The organism is Nitrincola tapanii (genome assembly GCF_008368715.1).
GTDB lineage: Bacteria > Pseudomonadota > Gammaproteobacteria > Pseudomonadales > Balneatricaceae > Nitrincola > Nitrincola tapanii.
Map to the genome: position 1 here is coordinate 58,570 of NZ_SMRS01000006.1, position 14,453 is coordinate 73,022.

General features: G+C 53.0%; 17 protein-coding genes. 15 read left to right on the forward strand and 2 right to left on the reverse strand.

All coding sequences use genetic code 11. The annotated features are described in order from the left end of the window. The first annotated feature begins 31 nt into the window (after positions 1-31). The 7 genes from gshB to E1H14_RS08655 are packed head-to-tail and all read left to right on the forward strand — an operon-like array spanning position 32 to position 5,869. Positions 32-985 (forward strand): glutathione synthase, encoded by a 954-nt coding sequence (gshB, locus tag E1H14_RS08625; protein WP_149391064.1) that lies wholly within the window; start codon positions 32-34, stop codon positions 983-985. Further along, positions 982-1,941: an energy transducer TonB gene (locus E1H14_RS08630; protein ID WP_235017428.1), complete on the forward strand. Its 960-nt coding sequence runs from the start codon at positions 982-984 to the stop codon at positions 1,939-1,941. Before gshB ends, E1H14_RS08630 begins: the two co-directional genes overlap by 4 nt. A 60-nt stretch (positions 1,942-2,001) precedes the next feature. Continuing rightward, a complete protein-coding gene (locus tag E1H14_RS08635; protein WP_149391065.1) occupies positions 2,002-2,568 on the forward strand; it encodes a YqgE/AlgH family protein in 567 nt (188 codons plus the stop codon). A 10-nt stretch (positions 2,569-2,578) separates the two neighbouring features. Further along, positions 2,579-3,061: a Holliday junction resolvase RuvX gene (gene ruvX / locus E1H14_RS08640; protein ID WP_149391066.1), complete on the forward strand. Its 483-nt coding sequence runs from the start codon at positions 2,579-2,581 to the stop codon at positions 3,059-3,061. Next, complete coding sequence (gene pyrR, locus E1H14_RS08645) at positions 3,036-3,551, forward strand: bifunctional pyr operon transcriptional regulator/uracil phosphoribosyltransferase PyrR (RefSeq protein ID WP_200834072.1); 516 nt, start codon at positions 3,036-3,038, stop codon at positions 3,549-3,551. The genes ruvX and pyrR overlap by 26 nt, the downstream gene beginning before the upstream one ends. A 14-nt stretch (positions 3,552-3,565) precedes the next feature. Next, positions 3,566-4,582: an aspartate carbamoyltransferase catalytic subunit gene (locus E1H14_RS08650; protein WP_149391067.1), complete on the forward strand. Its 1,017-nt coding sequence runs from the start codon at positions 3,566-3,568 to the stop codon at positions 4,580-4,582. A 9-nt stretch (positions 4,583-4,591) separates the two neighbouring features. Further along, the gene (locus E1H14_RS08655) at positions 4,592-5,869 is read left to right on the forward strand and encodes a dihydroorotase (protein WP_149391068.1); all 1,278 of its coding nucleotides are present in this window, start codon (positions 4,592-4,594) and stop codon (positions 5,867-5,869) included. 79 nt (positions 5,870-5,948) lie between these two features. On the opposite strand, the gene E1H14_RS08660 is transcribed toward E1H14_RS08655, so the two are convergent. Together E1H14_RS08660 and E1H14_RS08665 are read right to left on the reverse strand one after the other, a co-directional pair. Continuing rightward, entirely contained in the window at positions 5,949-7,121 is a 1,173-nt protein-coding gene (locus tag E1H14_RS08660) for a PilT/PilU family type 4a pilus ATPase (protein WP_149391069.1), read from the reverse strand. A 22-nt stretch (positions 7,122-7,143) separates the two neighbouring features. Continuing rightward, positions 7,144-8,178 (reverse strand): type IV pilus twitching motility protein PilT, encoded by a 1,035-nt coding sequence (locus E1H14_RS08665; RefSeq protein ID WP_149391070.1) that lies wholly within the window; start codon positions 8,176-8,178, stop codon positions 7,144-7,146. A 101-nt stretch (positions 8,179-8,279) separates the two neighbouring features. On the opposite strand from E1H14_RS08665, the gene E1H14_RS08670 reads away from it, so the two are divergent. The 8 genes from E1H14_RS08670 (at position 8,280) to hemW (ending at position 14,450) form a co-directional block, all read left to right on the forward strand. Then, positions 8,280-8,972: a YggS family pyridoxal phosphate-dependent enzyme gene (locus E1H14_RS08670; protein WP_149391071.1), complete on the forward strand. Its 693-nt coding sequence runs from the start codon at positions 8,280-8,282 to the stop codon at positions 8,970-8,972. A gap of 13 nt (positions 8,973-8,985) precedes the next feature. Then, positions 8,986-9,813, forward strand: coding sequence for a pyrroline-5-carboxylate reductase (gene proC, locus E1H14_RS08675; protein ID WP_149391072.1), 828 nt, complete (start codon positions 8,986-8,988; stop codon positions 9,811-9,813). A gap of 73 nt (positions 9,814-9,886) precedes the next feature. Then, positions 9,887-10,420, forward strand: coding sequence for a YggT family protein (locus tag E1H14_RS08680; RefSeq protein ID WP_149391073.1), 534 nt, complete (start codon positions 9,887-9,889; stop codon positions 10,418-10,420). A gap of 52 nt (positions 10,421-10,472) precedes the next feature. Beyond that, positions 10,473-11,633, forward strand: a complete 1,161-nt coding sequence (metX, locus tag E1H14_RS08685) for a homoserine O-succinyltransferase MetX (protein WP_149391074.1) — start codon at positions 10,473-10,475, stop codon at positions 11,631-11,633. Then, positions 11,623-12,213, forward strand: coding sequence for a methionine biosynthesis protein MetW (gene metW, locus E1H14_RS08690; RefSeq protein WP_149391075.1), 591 nt, complete (start codon positions 11,623-11,625; stop codon positions 12,211-12,213). The genes metX and metW overlap by 11 nt, the downstream gene beginning before the upstream one ends. Positions 12,214-12,237: 24 nt before the next feature. After that, complete coding sequence (locus tag E1H14_RS08695; protein WP_149391076.1) at positions 12,238-12,696, forward strand: DUF4426 domain-containing protein; 459 nt, start codon at positions 12,238-12,240, stop codon at positions 12,694-12,696. A gap of 6 nt (positions 12,697-12,702) precedes the next feature. Continuing rightward, positions 12,703-13,308, forward strand: coding sequence for an RdgB/HAM1 family non-canonical purine NTP pyrophosphatase (rdgB, locus tag E1H14_RS08700; RefSeq protein ID WP_200834073.1), 606 nt, complete (start codon positions 12,703-12,705; stop codon positions 13,306-13,308). Continuing rightward, complete coding sequence (gene hemW / locus E1H14_RS08705) at positions 13,308-14,450, forward strand: radical SAM family heme chaperone HemW (protein ID WP_149391077.1); 1,143 nt, start codon at positions 13,308-13,310, stop codon at positions 14,448-14,450. The genes rdgB and hemW overlap by 1 nt, the downstream gene beginning before the upstream one ends. The last annotated feature ends 3 nt before the right edge of the window (positions 14,451-14,453 follow it).

Genomic DNA, 14,453 nt, shown 5'->3' on the forward strand with positions numbered 1-14,453 from the left:
CGCATCACCCCCCCAACCAAGGAGCCAGAGGATGAGTCTACGTATCGGTATCGTCATGGACCCGATCGAAAAGATCAGTTACAAAAAAGACAGCTCTCTCGCCATGCTTTGGGCTGCACAACGCAAAGGCTGGTCACTCTATTACATGGAACAGAGTGATCTCTTTCTGCGTGATGGCGTGGCCATGGGCCGTATGGCAACACTAGAGGTCGCCATGAATCCAGAGCAGTGGTTCACCCGTGGCGAGTACCAAGCGCTCCCTCTGAGCAGTCTCGACGTGATTTTGATGCGCAAAGATCCTCCATTTGATAATGAGTTCATCTACTCTACTCACCTCCTGAGCCTCGCCGAAGCGGAAGGCGTTTTGGTGGTGAATCGCACCGATAGCCTACGTGACTGCAACGAAAAGCTGTTTGCCACACACTTTCCAGAATGCTGTCCACCCGTTTTGGTCAGTCGTCGTGCCGATCTGTTGCGCGCCTTTCATGCCGAACATCAAGATGTAATATTTAAGCCTCTGGATGGCATGGGCGGCGCCTCAATCTTCCATATCCGTGAAGATGGCCGCAATCTGGGCGTGGTGATCGAAACCCTGACGCAGCATGGCACCCAGATGTGTATGGCGCAGAAATATCTTCCCGAAATCAAGGATGGTGATAAGCGCATTCTGATGATCAACGGTGAACCGCTGGATTATGCCCTAGCACGCATTCCCTCTGCCGGCGAAACACGCGGCAATCTCGCTGCGGGCGGACGCGGTGAAGGCCGTCCTTTAACGGAAAGAGATCGCTGGATCTGCGCTCAAGTCGGCCCAACACTGCGAGAAAAAGGCCTGCTCTTTGTCGGCCTGGATGTCATTGGGGATTACCTCACCGAAATTAATGTGACCAGCCCCACCTGTATCCGCGAACTGGATCAGCAATTTGGCCTGGATATCGCAATGCAGTTGATGAACGCAGTGGAACAACAACTCGAGCAAAGATGAAGCCAACACCGCGCCGCGCCGAAGCTTGGAATGCCCCCGGGATGGATCGTCTCGGGTTCTACGCATTTCTGGCTTTGGCGCTGCACGGATTGATCCTCTTGGGCATAGGGTTTCAACTCCCCACACGCACACCGCCGCAGCACACGCTGGACATTACACTGGCTCAAGAGATCTATGAAAAACCGCCAGAGCAGGTGGATTTTCTGGCGCAAGCGCATCAGCAGGGAAGTGGTGAAAGCGAAGAAGCCTTTATCCCCTCCACCCCAGAGGAAGCCCCTGTCGCCGCCGAAACCCCCAGCCAACCGGCCGCTGAGCCGCAAGTACAACCTGTCGCGGAAGCTGAGGTAATTCCACCCGCACCCAGCCCAGAAGTCGCCGCCGAGCCGGAAGCGGCACCCGCTGTACAATCGGGCGCACAAGCGCAGGTGACCACCCAAGCACCCCAACCGCGCCAAGCGCCAAAACAGACCCAACAAAAACCGGCCAGCCCTCCCCCTCCAGCCACGACAGGCAGCGCGAGCTCACTCTTTGCACGCAGCATGGAGATGGCCAGCTTGCAGGCGCAACTGGAGATGGAACAACAAGCACTCGCACGCAAACCTAGGGTCAGACGCCTTACCTCCTCACCCTCCACCATGGCTCAGGATGATGCCATCTACCTGGATAACTGGCGGCGCCATATTGAAACGGTAGGTAACCTTAACTACCCCGCAGAAGCGCGCCAGCAGAACATCAATGGCAGCCTGCGTTTGCTGGTTGCGATTCGCCCTGATGGCAGTGTTGAAAACATCGAAATCCTGCAATCCTCTGGTCATGCCGTTCTGGATAATGCCGCCATACGTATTGTACAACTGGCCGCCCCCTTTCAACCTTTTACCAACGAAATGCGCCGGACAACCGACGTATTGGAAATTATTCGTACCTGGAAGTTTGAGAAACGCGCTCAGGTGTACTAATTCTTAACATACAGGCGGCGGTCCAGTTCCCTGCCGATCAGCCAAACCTGGAGGTGATCCATGTCTGATGCAACCAGTTTGCGCGACCACTTTTTGATCTCTATGCCGCATCTACAAGATCGCCATTTTGCTCAAACCCTGACCTACATCTGTGATCATAGTGAATACGGTGCAATGGGGATTATTATCAACCGCCCCGCCGGTATTCTGGTGCACGATCTATTTGAACATATCGAATTGGACTACAGCCGTGTGGCGATCGCACCTACCCCTGTGTTTAACGGTGGGCCGGTACATGAGGATCGTGGGTTTGTCTTACACCGCAACGATGGCCGTAAATGGCTCTCCACCTACGCCGTCACAGCTGAAATCAGCCTTACCACCTCCATGGACATTCTGGAATCCCTCGCCGTAGGTGAAGGCCCTGAACAGTTTCTGGTGGCCCTGGGGCATGCCGGTTGGGGCCCGGGGCAGTTAGAGCAAGAAATGCGCGATAACAGCTGGTTAAGCTGTCCGGCAAATTCAGATATACTGTTCCGGTTACCAGCTGAGGAGCGACTGCAGGCCGCAGCGGCGAGTCTGGGCGTCAATTTACAATTACTGACTGCTCACGCCGGCCACGCCTGACCGATAAGTGATGAACCACCCAACTCAGACAGCCCTGGGCTTTGATTTTGGCACAGGGCGCATAGGTTTGGCCTCAGGCCAGACTCTCACCGCCACCGCCACACCCTTAGCCACTTTAGCGGCCCGTGATGGTATTCCCGATTGGACGGCACTGGATGCTGTGCTGCGGGAATGGACTCCAGATCTACTGGTCGTCGGCATCCCCCTGAATATGGACGGCAGTATCAGCGAGATGGCACGTCGCGCCCGTAAATTCGCCAACCGCATTCAAGATCGTTATCGCCTGCCCTGTTATTTGATGGATGAACGCCTGAGTACCCAGGAAGCCAAACAGATCCATTTTGCACAGGGCGGCAGCCACCACTTTAGCAAAGATCCGGTCGATAGCCTGGCCGCACAATTAATTCTGGAAAGCTGGTTTAACTCCTCAGCGCGCATTCCCAGCCATACCCCACTGGAGACGCTCTATGATATCGGGCAATCTGAATCTTGATTCCCTGTTAGACAAAATGACCCGTGAACTTCAGGCCTGGATCACCCATCGCGATTTAGAAGACCCGATGATGATTGGCATTCACAGTGGCGGTGTCTGGATTGCTGAACACTTGCACTCAGCCTTGGGGCTCAGCACCCCTCTGGGGACACTTAACATCTCTTTTTATCGCGATGATTTTACCCAAATTGGCCTGCAACCCAGCGTCCAGGCTTCCCAGCTGCCGGCGGCAACAGAGGGACGTGATCTGATTCTGGTCGATGATGTGATTCTCTCTGGACGCACTGTGCGTGCGGCCATGAATGAACTTTTTGACTATGGCCGCCCTGCTTCTATCTGCTTGGTCACCCTAGTCGATCTGCAACGCCGCGAACTGCCGATTCAACCCGATATCTGTGGTGAGTCTTTACACCTAGGTCCGGATCAACAGATAAAATTGACCGGCCCCGATCCACTGCTTCTTGAAATTCGCCACCGCCCCTTATCCTGAGCGAGTCTGTCAACATGCTATCTCCTACTCCAGCCGATTCTATTCAGCTCACCGCCGATGGCCAGCTGAAACATTTTTTAACCACCGAAGGTTTACCTCAAGCCTTATTAACACAGATTCTTGATACCGCTGATTCCTTTGTGGATATGGGTGAGCAGCAAGTCAAAAAGGTGCCGCTGCTACGCGGCAAAACCGTTGCCAACCTTTTCTTCGAAGCCAGCACTCGCACTCTATCCACCTTTGAATTGGCGGCTAAACGTCTTTCAGCAGACGTGCTGAATCTGAATATCAGCACCTCCTCAACCGCCAAGGGCGAAACTCTGAAAGACACCCTCATGACCTTGCGTGCCATGCACTGTGACATGTTTGTAGTACGCCACTCTGCCAGCGGTGCCGCTCACTTTATCGCCGAGCAGGTCACCCCCGATGTCGCGGTGATCAATGCTGGCGATGGACGTCATGCTCACCCCACTCAAGCCATGCTCGACATGTTAACGATTCGACGTCATAAAGGAGAATTTACCCCTCTCAAAGTGGCCATTGTCGGTGATATTTTGCACTCCCGTGTAGCCCGCTCTCAGATTCATGCCCTGCGCACACTGGGCGTCGCTGAAATCCGTGTGATTGCCCCGATGACGCTGCTTCCGCGCCACATTGAAAGCTTAGGCGTGAAGGTCTACACCGAAATGTCACGCGGGTTACGTGATGTCGATGTGGTGATGATGCTCCGTCTGCAGAAAGAGCGGATGCAAACCGCGCTCCTACCCAGTGAATCAGAGTTCTACAAACTCTACGGTTTGACGGAAGCCAAACTCGCCTACGCCAAACCCGATGCGCTGGTGATGCACCCAGGCCCGATCAATCGAGGCGTCGAAATTGAATCCGCCGTGGCGGATGGCCCACGCTCACTGATCCTCGACCAGGTGACAAATGGCATTGCTGTCCGTATGGCAGTGATGTCTATGGCCATGAGCGGCCAACTGACCCAGCAAAACACCCTCACCTCCTCCGCTGCAGCCTACGAAGCTTGAGACACGAAGATGAAGATTAAAATTCAGGGCGGGCGCGTGATAGATCCCGCACAAACACTTGATGAAATCACCGACCTCTATATCCAGGAAGGCCAGATTTTGGCTCTAGGTGAGGCACCCGAAGGCTTTATCCCCGAAGAAGTGATTCTGGCAGAAGGCAAGGTGGTATGCCCCGGTCTCATCGATCTGTGCGCGCATCTGCGTGAACCAGGTGAGACACAGAAAGGCACGATCGCCAGTGAAACGGCCGCCGCCGCAGCCGGGGGAATTACCACCCTCATCACGCCTCCTACAACACGCCCTGTCGTTGACACACCCGCAGTGGCCGAGCTGATTCAGGATCGGGCCGCCGATGCCGGCTTCTGTCGAGTCTTACCGATGGGCGCCATGACACAGGGTTTAAAAGGCGAACAACTGGCGCCTTTACATGCCTTGGCCAGCTCCGGCTGCATCGCCTTTACCAATATGCGCTTAGCCTATAGCGACTCTTTAGTGCTACTACGCTGCCTAGAATATGCCGCCACCTTTGACCTGCTCGTGGTGTTCCAGGCCCAGGATGCCAGCCTAGCCGCCAAGGGCTGTATGCATGAAGGTGCCAACTGTACACGCTTGGGCTTAAACGGCATCCCAGAAGCCGCAGAAACCATCGAAGTTGCACGCTGTTTATTACTGATTGAGCAAACCGGTGTCCGTGCCCATTTTGGCCAACTTTCCTGCGAGCGCTCCGTGCATCTCATTGCTTCTGCGCAAAAGCGTGGTCTAAAGGTCAGTGCCGATGTAGCGGTACACCATCTGCTGCTGTGTGATGAACAGATCAGCGGATTTGATTCTGCCTTACATCTACAACCCCCGCTGCGGGGTGCCTTGGATCGTGCTGGACTGCGCCAAGGACTCGTCACCGATATCCTGGCCGCGATCTGCTCCGATCATCAGCCTCAAGATCTCATTTCCAAACAGGCGCCCTTTGCAGAGACGGCGCCGGGCATGAGCGCCCTGGAAACCTTACTCCCTTTGAGCTTGCAGCTGGTCGAGCAAAAATTACTCGAACTGCCACAATTGATTGAAAAACTCACCCTCGGCCCAGCTCGTATCCTGGGTTTGGATGCCGGCAGTCTGGCTCCGGGCAGCCAAGCCGATATCTGTATTTTTGATCCAGAGGAGAGTTGGGTGGTGAATGAGGAAACCCTACGTTCAGCTGGCAAGAACACCCCCTTCTTTGGCCAGACGCTGAAAGGCCGCGTCTGCGCCACCCTAACGGGTGGTAAGGTAGTCTATCGGCGCCATTGAGAGAGATGTTCTGACATTGAGAGGGCTGTTCTGCAAAGGATGGATAAAACAGATTGGGGAGCCTAGACTCCCCGATCACTTACATATTTTTCACTTCCACACTACCACCCATATTGAGGTTGTCATCCTCCTCCTGCAGCGTGAAACTTAAACCACCGAGATCACGACCTTGACGTGATTTGGCATTGGTTTCTTCATTGAGCTTGATCATCAAACGCAGATCATTCGCAGAGTCGGCATGTGCCAACGCTGCTTCATAGGTGATCACTTCTTCTTTATAAAGCTGGAAGAGTGACTGATCAAAAGTTTGCATCCCCAAATTCGTTGAGCTCTTGATCACATCCTTGATTTCATGCACGGAGGCTTTGCGAATCAGATCCTGAATCAATGGGGTGTTAATCATTACTTCAATCGCGGCACGACGCCCCTTTCCATCGATAGTAGGCAGCAGCTGCTGGGCCACGATCGCTTTTAGGTTCAACGACATATCCATCCAGACCTGATCATGATGATCTGGGGAGAAGAAAGAGATAATACGATCCAGTGCTTGGTTCGCGTTGTTTGCGTGCAGTGTCGCCATACAGAGATGGCCTGTTTCCGCAAACTGCAAACCAAACTTCATGGTTTGAGCATCACGAATCTCACCCATCAGAATGACATCCGGTGCTTGGCGCAGAGTATTTTTTAGCGCGATTTCGTAGGAGTCCGTATCCAACCCGACTTCACGCTGAGTCACGATACTTTTTTTATGGTTATGGATGTACTCGATCGGGTCTTCAATGGTGATGATATGACCGGCATGATTTTCATTACGATAATCGATCATCGAGGCCAGGGAAGTCGACTTACCGGTTGAAGTGCCACCGACAAAGAGGATCAACCCGCGTTTTGTCATCGAGAGTTCTTTTAAAACCGGCGGCAGATTCAGCTCATCCATCGACGGAATATGAGTATTGATGCGGCGCATTACCATCCCCGGTGTGTTACGCTGCAAAAACGCACTGACACGAAAACGGCCTATGCCGGGTGCACTGATAGCAAAGTTACACTCATGTGAACCTTCAAACTCAGCCAACTGCTTGTCGTTCATGGTGCTATACACCAGCTGACGCGCCTGATCCGCACGCAGCACCTCCTTGGTCAGAGGTTTAATGGTGCCATCCACCTTGATCGCAGGTGCCGCACCGGCCGTGACAAAGAGGTCAGAAGCCCCTCGATCCGACATAACTTTTAATAGTTGAGTAAAATCCATAATCGTCGTCCTTCAACCCGCATCAGAAGCTAGCGGGGTTTTTCGATTTTTCACGTGCCACTTCACGTGAAATGATTCCCTTCTGCACCAGCTCCGTCAGAGATTGATCCAGGGTTTTCATGCCAAAGGCCGCACCAGTTTGAATCGCCGAATACATCTGTGCCACCTTATCCTCACGGATCAGGTTACGAATCGCCGGGGTACCGATCATAATTTCATGCGCAGCCACACGCCCACCCTTGGCACGCTTGAGCAGCGTTTGCGAAATCACACCCTGCAAAGACTCAGAGAGCATAGAGCGCACCATATCTTTTTCCGCTGCCGGGAAAACGTCGATGATACGGTCAATCGTTTTAGCGGCGGAGGTCGTATGCAAAGTACCAAATACCAAATGACCCGTTTCAGCCGCCGTCAGCGCCAAACGTATGGTTTCCAAATCACGCATCTCACCGACCAGAATAATATCAGGGTCTTCACGCAAGGCCGAACGCAGTGCATTAGCAAAGCTGTGAGTATCTCGGTGCACTTCGCGCTGGTTGACCAGACATTTTTTACTTTCGTGGACAAACTCGATCGGATCTTCGATGGTCAGAATATGATCTGAGCGTGTGTCATTAATATAGTCGATCATAGCCGCCAGCGTGGTACTCTTGCCCGAACCGGTCGGGCCGGTGACCAAGACTAAACCACGGGGCTTTTCCGAAAGATCTTGAAAAACCTTACCCATGCCCAGATCTTCCAGAGTGAAGACTTTACTGGGAACGGTACGGAATACCGCGGCCGCACCTCGATGCTGGTTAAAGACGTTGACACGAAAACGCGAGAGTTTGGGCACCTCAAAAGAGAAATCCGCCTCTAGATTCTCTTCATATTCCTTGCGCTGTTTATCGTTCATAATGTCATAAATCAGAGTATTCACCTGTTTATGATCCAAAGCTGGCAACTTGATACGACGCACATCACCATCGACACGAATCATCGGGGGCATGCCTGAGGTCAGGTGAAGGTCGGAAGCCTTTTGCTGCACAGCAAACGAAAGAAGTTCAGTAATATCCATGAGTTAGTGCGCTCGTAGATGCGTTCAGTATAAATCAGAGGTCGACAAACCCCTGTGGCCTTTTCCTCAGAAAGAATTAGGCATAAGGATAAAATCAGACGATGACAAGAATAGCAGAGAATGTCCAGAAGGTTCGTGCGCAAATCCTTGCCGCTTGCCAAGCAGCAGGACGTGATCCCCGCGAAGTTCAAATTCTTGCGGTGAGTAAAACCCGTACGCATGAGGAGGTGCGGGAGGCCTTCGGCACAGGCTTAAGGGCATTTGGCGAAAACTATGTCCAAGAAGGGATCGAGAAGATTCAAGCGCTGCAAGACCTGCCACTGGAATGGCATTTTATCGGGCCATTACAGTCGAACAAGAGTCGTCTGGTGGCTGAGCATTTTGATTGGGTACACAGCCTAGATCGTTTGAAAATAGCCGAACGCCTCTCCGCACAACGGCCTGAACACCTCGCACCTTTAAATGTGTGCTTGCAGGTGAATATCAGCCATGAAGCCAGCAAATCGGGATGCTCTGAGCAGGAGGCACTGGATTTGGCGCGGTCCATCGCAACCTTACCAAGATTACGCCTGCGCGGTCTCATGGTGATTCCAGCCCCAACGCAGGATGCCGCCGCACAACAGGCGATCCTGGCCCAGGCGCGCCAATTATTTCAGCAATTAAAACAACATCTCCCTGCGCTCGACACGCTATCGATGGGGATGAGTGATGATCTCGAGGCCGCTGTCGCCGAAGGATCGACCCTATTACGTATCGGGACCGCCCTCTTTGGCCCCCGCCCGTCTAAACCTTAAGGATTTTTTCGTCATGCAAACCTCTTTTCAGATCGCGTTTATCGGTGCCGGCAACATGGCACGCGCCATTATCGGTGGCTTACTCGCACAAGGACTGCCAGCACAGCAGATTATCGCCTGTGAGCCGGATCTCGAACGCCTACGCGATTTAGAAGCACAAGGCATCCAGATCCGTAGCGATAATGCCAGTGCCGTGCGCCAAGCTGACCTGGTGATTCTAGCCGTCAAACCCCAAATCATGCGTGACGTGTGCACGCCTCTACGCGCTGCTGCAGCGGAAAAGCACCCTGTATTCCTGTCCGTGGCGGCAGGCATTCGTATTCAGGCACTTGCGGATTGGTTAGGTGCGGATCTCGCACTGGTGCGCTCTATGCCCAACACCCCGGCATTGGTTGGCAAGGGCGCTTGTGGTTTATTTGCCAATGCGCAGGTCACAGAGCAACAGAAACAAGAGATTAGCCAAGTCATGCAGGCCACTGGCTTAACGCTCTGGGTGGATAAAGAAGATGAGTTAGATGCCGTCACCGCCGTCTCCGGCTCTGGGCCCGCCTATTTTTTCTTGATGATGGAAGCCATGATTGCCGCCGGTGAGCGCCTCGGCCTGAGCCCCGACACGGCCAAAGCCCTGACGCTGCAAACAGCAGCCGGTGCCGCCGAAATGGCGCTGCAAAGCGAATGGGATCCGGCAGAACTGCGTCGCCGTGTCACTTCGCCCAAGGGCACCACCGAACAAGCGATCCTGTGTTTTCAACAGGGTGGCTTTAGTCCGCTGGTCGACCAGGCTCTGCAGGCTTGCCACCAACGCGCCGTAGAATTAGCCGATGAGCTGGGAAAAAGCTGAGCGAGGTTCATTCAGCTGGCGAAAGTCTCTATACTTTCGCCCATGCCTTTAACTGTTTAAAAAAGGACAGGTCATGGATCCGGTTTTTTTGATTATCCGCACCTTGGGTCAGCTTTTTGTCTTCATCTGTTTGCTGCGTTTCCTGATGCAGGCAATGCGCGTGGACTATTACAATCCGATCTCTCAAGCAGTGGTGAAATTCACTCAGATCCCCTTAGCTCCTTTGCAGCCTCTACGCCTCAAGCTAGGCCGCACAGATCTTTCCCCCCTGCTCTTGGGTTATCTGATCAATCTCGCCGTGTTGTTTTTGCTCGTCTCCCTGAGCAATGCCAGTGCGGGCCTCGCCACGCTGCTGGTGCTCTCGTTAGTTGGCATATTGGATATGCTGCTGACCATTCTCTTCTGGGCCACCATCGCTTCCGTGGTGATCAGTTGGGTCGCACCCGGCTCACACCACCCAGGCCCACAGCTGATTCTGCAACTGACCGAGCCTATGTTTGCATTGGTCCGACGGGTGATTCCTCCAATTGGGGGTCTGGATTTATCCCCAATTGCCATCTTCTTGGTCATCCAGATTATTCAATCACAGCTGCCAAGAATGATGTGACCTGAACCGACTAGCGTTCCTGAGTGTTCAGTTCATTCTTAGCGAGAGACCTATGCCTGTTGAAATTCCACACGACTCGGTGGGTTTAGTCAGCCCCAGAGTTGAACATTTTGATACCCCTCTAGAGCTGGCCTGTGGGCGCGCTTTGGAACAGTACGATCTGGTGATCGAAACCTATGGTGAGTTGAATGCCGAAGCCAGCAATGCCATTTTGATCTGCCATGCCTTATCCGGCAATCACCATGTCGCCGGTTATCACTCTCTGGAGGATCGTAAGCCCGGCTGGTGGGATTCCGCCGTAGGGCCCGGCAAGTGTATCGATACCCAACGCTTTTTTGTGGTGGCGCTGAATAATTTGGGCGGTTGCCATGGTTCCACTGGGCCAAAAAGCCTCAATCCGGCCACCGGCAAACCCTATGGCCCGGATTTTCCGATCATCACCGTCACGGACTGGGTCAACAGCCAAGCTCGTCTGGCGGATCGTCTCGGCATTCAACAATGGGCGGCAGTCGTCGGCGGTAGCCTCGGAGGCATGCAGGCTCTGCAATGGTCAATCAGCTATCCTGAGCGCTTACGCCACTGCGTGGTGATTGCCGCAGCTCCCAAGCTCAGCACCCAAAATATCGCATTTAATGAGGTCGCACGTCAGGCGATTAGCAAAGATCCGCAGTTTTTTCAGGGTCATTATTACGAACAGGGTGTGGTGCCCAAAACCGGGCTGATGCTGGCACGTATGGTCGGGCATATCACCTATCTGTCTGAAGATGGCATGCGCGAGAAGTTTGGCCGCGAACTGCGCTCAGGAAAAATCAATTTTGATTTCCATCCGCAGTTTGAAATTGAATCCTACTTACACTATCAGGGTGAGCAGTTTTCTACAGTTTTTGATGCCAATACCTATCTATTGATGACCAAGGCCTTGGATTATTTTGATCCCGCTGCCGAGTTTGGGAATGATCTTACCGCCGCATTAAGTCAGGTTAAGTGCCGCTTTTTTGTTGTCTCCTTTACAACCGATTGGCGCTTTTCTCCAGAGCGTTCGCGTGAGATCGTCGATGCTTTAATCGATGCCGGCCAGCCTGTGACCTACAGTGAGATTGAGGCGGCACATGGCCACGATGCCTTCTTAATCCCTATTCCACGTTATATGGAGGTCTTTAGTGCCTATATGCAACGTGTTGCCGCGGAGATAGGAGAAGAACATGCGCGCTGATCTCGACCTAGTCAAAGATTGGATTGCTCCAGGCAGCCGTGTTCTCGACCTCGGCTGTGGTGAGGGTGAACTCCTGAATTATTTGGTGAATGAAAAACAGGTGCGCGGCTATGGCATCGAAATCCATCCCGAAAACATTCTCTCCTGTATTGAAAAAGGGGTGAATGTGATCGAAAAAGATATCGATCAAGGGCTGATGAGTATTCGCAACAACAGCTTTGATACGGTGGTGATGAGCCATGCTCTGCAAACCATGCACCGCCCTGATCTGATCGTGGATGAGATGCTGCGTATCGGTAAAGAGTGTATTGTCACCTTCCCTAACTTTGCTCATTGGCGCGTGCGCAGCTACCTGTTTTTACGCGGCAAGATGCCCGTCTCCAAGTTTCTTTCCTACACTTGGTACAACACGCCCAACATTCACTTCTTCACGTTCAAAGATTTTGAGGAACTCTGTGTTGAGCGCAATATCCATATTCTCGATCGCACCGTGGTCGACCACGAACATCGCCACCGCTGGTGGATCCACCTCTGGCCGAATATGCTCGGAGAGATCGCGATCTACCGTATAACGCGATGATGACAACAAGAAGAGGATAACGACATGAAACGCTCACTTGTACGCTCCAGTTTGACCGGCTTTTTACTGGCCCTGCTAAGCCTCGGATTGAATCACGCCTCTGCCGAACAGATGTTTAGTGATGAACATTATGAGATCCACTACAACGCATTTAACTCAACCTTTGTGCCGGCGGATGTCGCGCAACGTCATGGCCTAACGCGCAGCGGAGTACGCGGATTACTCAATGTTGCGGTTCTGAAGAAGCTAGAAGATGGCAGCACTCAAGCGGTTGAAGCCAACCTGACGGGTGAAGTCAGTAATCTCATCCAGCAGAAGCAGCCACTCACCTTCAAAAAAATTGAAGAAGGGGATGCCATCTATTATCTCGGTGAGTTTCGCTTCAGTAACGAAGAACGCCTGAATATCAGCCTGCAGGTTCAGCCTGATCCCAGCCGTCCCGCTTACCGCATTCAACACGAACAGACCTTTTACGCGGACTAAATCAGCTTGAATATACGTCAAATCCTGCTGGCCAGTAGCAACGCGGGCAAACTGCGTGAGTTTGCCGAGATGCTGGCCAGCGAACAGATCGAAGTCTTACCACAATCCGCTTTCCAGGTCAGTGATGCCGAAGAAACCGGTTTGAGCTTTGTTGAAAATGCCATTTTAAAGGCTCGCCATGCCTGCGCTGCCACCGGGTTACCCGCTCTAGCCGATGATTCCGGTCTGGAAGTGGATGCCTTGCAGGGTGAGCCTGGCATCTACTCGGCGCGCTACTCAGGCCCCGGGGCCAATGATCAACGTAATCTTGAGCACCTACTCAAGCGTATGGAAAAGGTGCCTGATGGACAGCGCCAGGCGCGTTATCAATGCTTACTGGTGTTTATGCGGCATGCCCAAGATCCGACTCCACTCATCTGCCAAGGCAGCTGGCAAGGTGAGATCTTACGTCAACCACAAGGACAGGGCGGCTTCGGTTACGATCCTATCTTCTGGATTCCAGCGCTTAAACAAACCGCCGCAGAACTGAGTGCGGAAGAGAAACATCGCCTCAGCCATCGAGGCATCGCGATGCGTGCGTTCCTGCAACTTTTTAAACAGCGCTATCTTTAATGCCAACACTGCCACCCTTGGCACTCTACCTTCACCTACCCTGGTGTATTCGTAAGTGCCCCTATTGTGATTTTAATTCACACGCACAAAACCAGCCTTTACCTGAGGCTGAGTACCTAGATGCCCTGTCTCGCGATCTGGCTCAGGAGCTGGCACGCTTAACGCAGAAACGCCCGTTACACAGCATTTTTATCGGGGGAGGCACGCCCAGCCTATTCCACCCGGATAGCCTAGCAGCGCTCTTAAATGAAGTAGATCGTCTTTGGGGCATCCCCAGCCACACAGAGATCACCCTAGAAGCCAATCCCGGCACCTTTGAAATGGAGCGTTTTCAGGGCTTTCGCCAAGCAGGCATCAACCGCTTATCGATCGGGGTGCAAAGCTTTCACACCCCTGCTCTGCAAGCCCTAGGGCGTATTCATAATGCACAGCAAGCGCTTGCAGCCGCCCAGAGTGCTCGTGAACTCTTTCCCAGAGTCAACCTCGATCTGATGCACGGCCTGCCTGGACAAACGCCCGAACAAGCCTTAGCGGATCTGCAGCAAGCAGTTGATCTGGAACCGGATCATCTGTCTTGGTACCAACTCACCATTGAGCCGAATACCGAGTTTCATGCCCGCCCTCCGCAACTGCCCGTGGATGAAGCCTTGTGGAGCATTCAAGAAAGCGGCCAGCAACTTCTAGCAGAACAGGGATTTGTTCAATACGAAATTTCTGCCTACGCGCGGGCTGAGCGTTACTCCCAACACAATCTTAATTATTGGCGTTTCGGGGATTATCTCGGGATAGGAGCAGGGGCTCACGGTAAAGTCAGTCGCCTTGTGGAGGGCCAACTCGAGATTGAGCGACACCATAAACTGCGCCAACCTAAAGCCTACATGCAAGCCCTGAATCCAGATGCCGGACGGGAGCGCGTAGCCCCTGAAGACCAGGCCTTTGAGTTTATGCTCAATGCCCTGCGCCTGACCTCAGGGGTCGAAAGCTCACTGCTGCATGAACGCACTGTCTTAAACTCTGAATCCTTAACCAAAACCTTACAGCAGGCACGTCAACGTGGGTTATTAGAAGCCGATCCAGGGCGTTTACAACCCAGCGCACAAGGGCGTTTATTTCTAAATGATCTACTGGAGCTGTTCCTGTGAATC

What these genes read in the sequence shown, in the direction of transcription:
- gshB (WP_149391064.1), top strand. Translation starts at nt 32, where the DNA reads ATGAGTCTACGTATCGGTATCGTCATGGACCCGATCGAAAAGATCAGT.
- E1H14_RS08630 (WP_235017428.1), top strand. Translation starts at nt 982, where the DNA reads ATGAAGCCAACACCGCGCCGCGCCGAAGCTTGGAATGCCCCCGGGATG.
- E1H14_RS08635 (WP_149391065.1), top strand. Translation starts at nt 2,002, where the DNA reads ATGTCTGATGCAACCAGTTTGCGCGACCACTTTTTGATCTCTATGCCG.
- ruvX (WP_149391066.1), top strand. Translation starts at nt 2,579, where the DNA reads ATGAACCACCCAACTCAGACAGCCCTGGGCTTTGATTTTGGCACAGGG.
- pyrR (WP_200834072.1), top strand. Translation starts at nt 3,036, where the DNA reads ATGATATCGGGCAATCTGAATCTTGATTCCCTGTTAGACAAAATGACC.
- E1H14_RS08650 (WP_149391067.1), top strand. Translation starts at nt 3,566, where the DNA reads ATGCTATCTCCTACTCCAGCCGATTCTATTCAGCTCACCGCCGATGGC.
- E1H14_RS08655 (WP_149391068.1), top strand. Translation starts at nt 4,592, where the DNA reads ATGAAGATTAAAATTCAGGGCGGGCGCGTGATAGATCCCGCACAAACA.
- E1H14_RS08660 (WP_149391069.1), bottom strand. Translation starts at nt 7,121, where the DNA reads ATGGATTTTACTCAACTATTAAAAGTTATGTCGGATCGAGGGGCTTCT.
- E1H14_RS08665 (WP_149391070.1), bottom strand. Translation starts at nt 8,178, where the DNA reads ATGGATATTACTGAACTTCTTTCGTTTGCTGTGCAGCAAAAGGCTTCC.
- E1H14_RS08670 (WP_149391071.1), top strand. Translation starts at nt 8,280, where the DNA reads ATGACAAGAATAGCAGAGAATGTCCAGAAGGTTCGTGCGCAAATCCTT.
- proC (WP_149391072.1), top strand. Translation starts at nt 8,986, where the DNA reads ATGCAAACCTCTTTTCAGATCGCGTTTATCGGTGCCGGCAACATGGCA.
- E1H14_RS08680 (WP_149391073.1), top strand. Translation starts at nt 9,887, where the DNA reads ATGGATCCGGTTTTTTTGATTATCCGCACCTTGGGTCAGCTTTTTGTC.
- metX (WP_149391074.1), top strand. Translation starts at nt 10,473, where the DNA reads ATGCCTGTTGAAATTCCACACGACTCGGTGGGTTTAGTCAGCCCCAGA.
- metW (WP_149391075.1), top strand. Translation starts at nt 11,623, where the DNA reads ATGCGCGCTGATCTCGACCTAGTCAAAGATTGGATTGCTCCAGGCAGC.
- E1H14_RS08695 (WP_149391076.1), top strand. Translation starts at nt 12,238, where the DNA reads ATGAAACGCTCACTTGTACGCTCCAGTTTGACCGGCTTTTTACTGGCC.
- hemW (WP_149391077.1), top strand. Translation starts at nt 13,308, where the DNA reads ATGCCAACACTGCCACCCTTGGCACTCTACCTTCACCTACCCTGGTGT.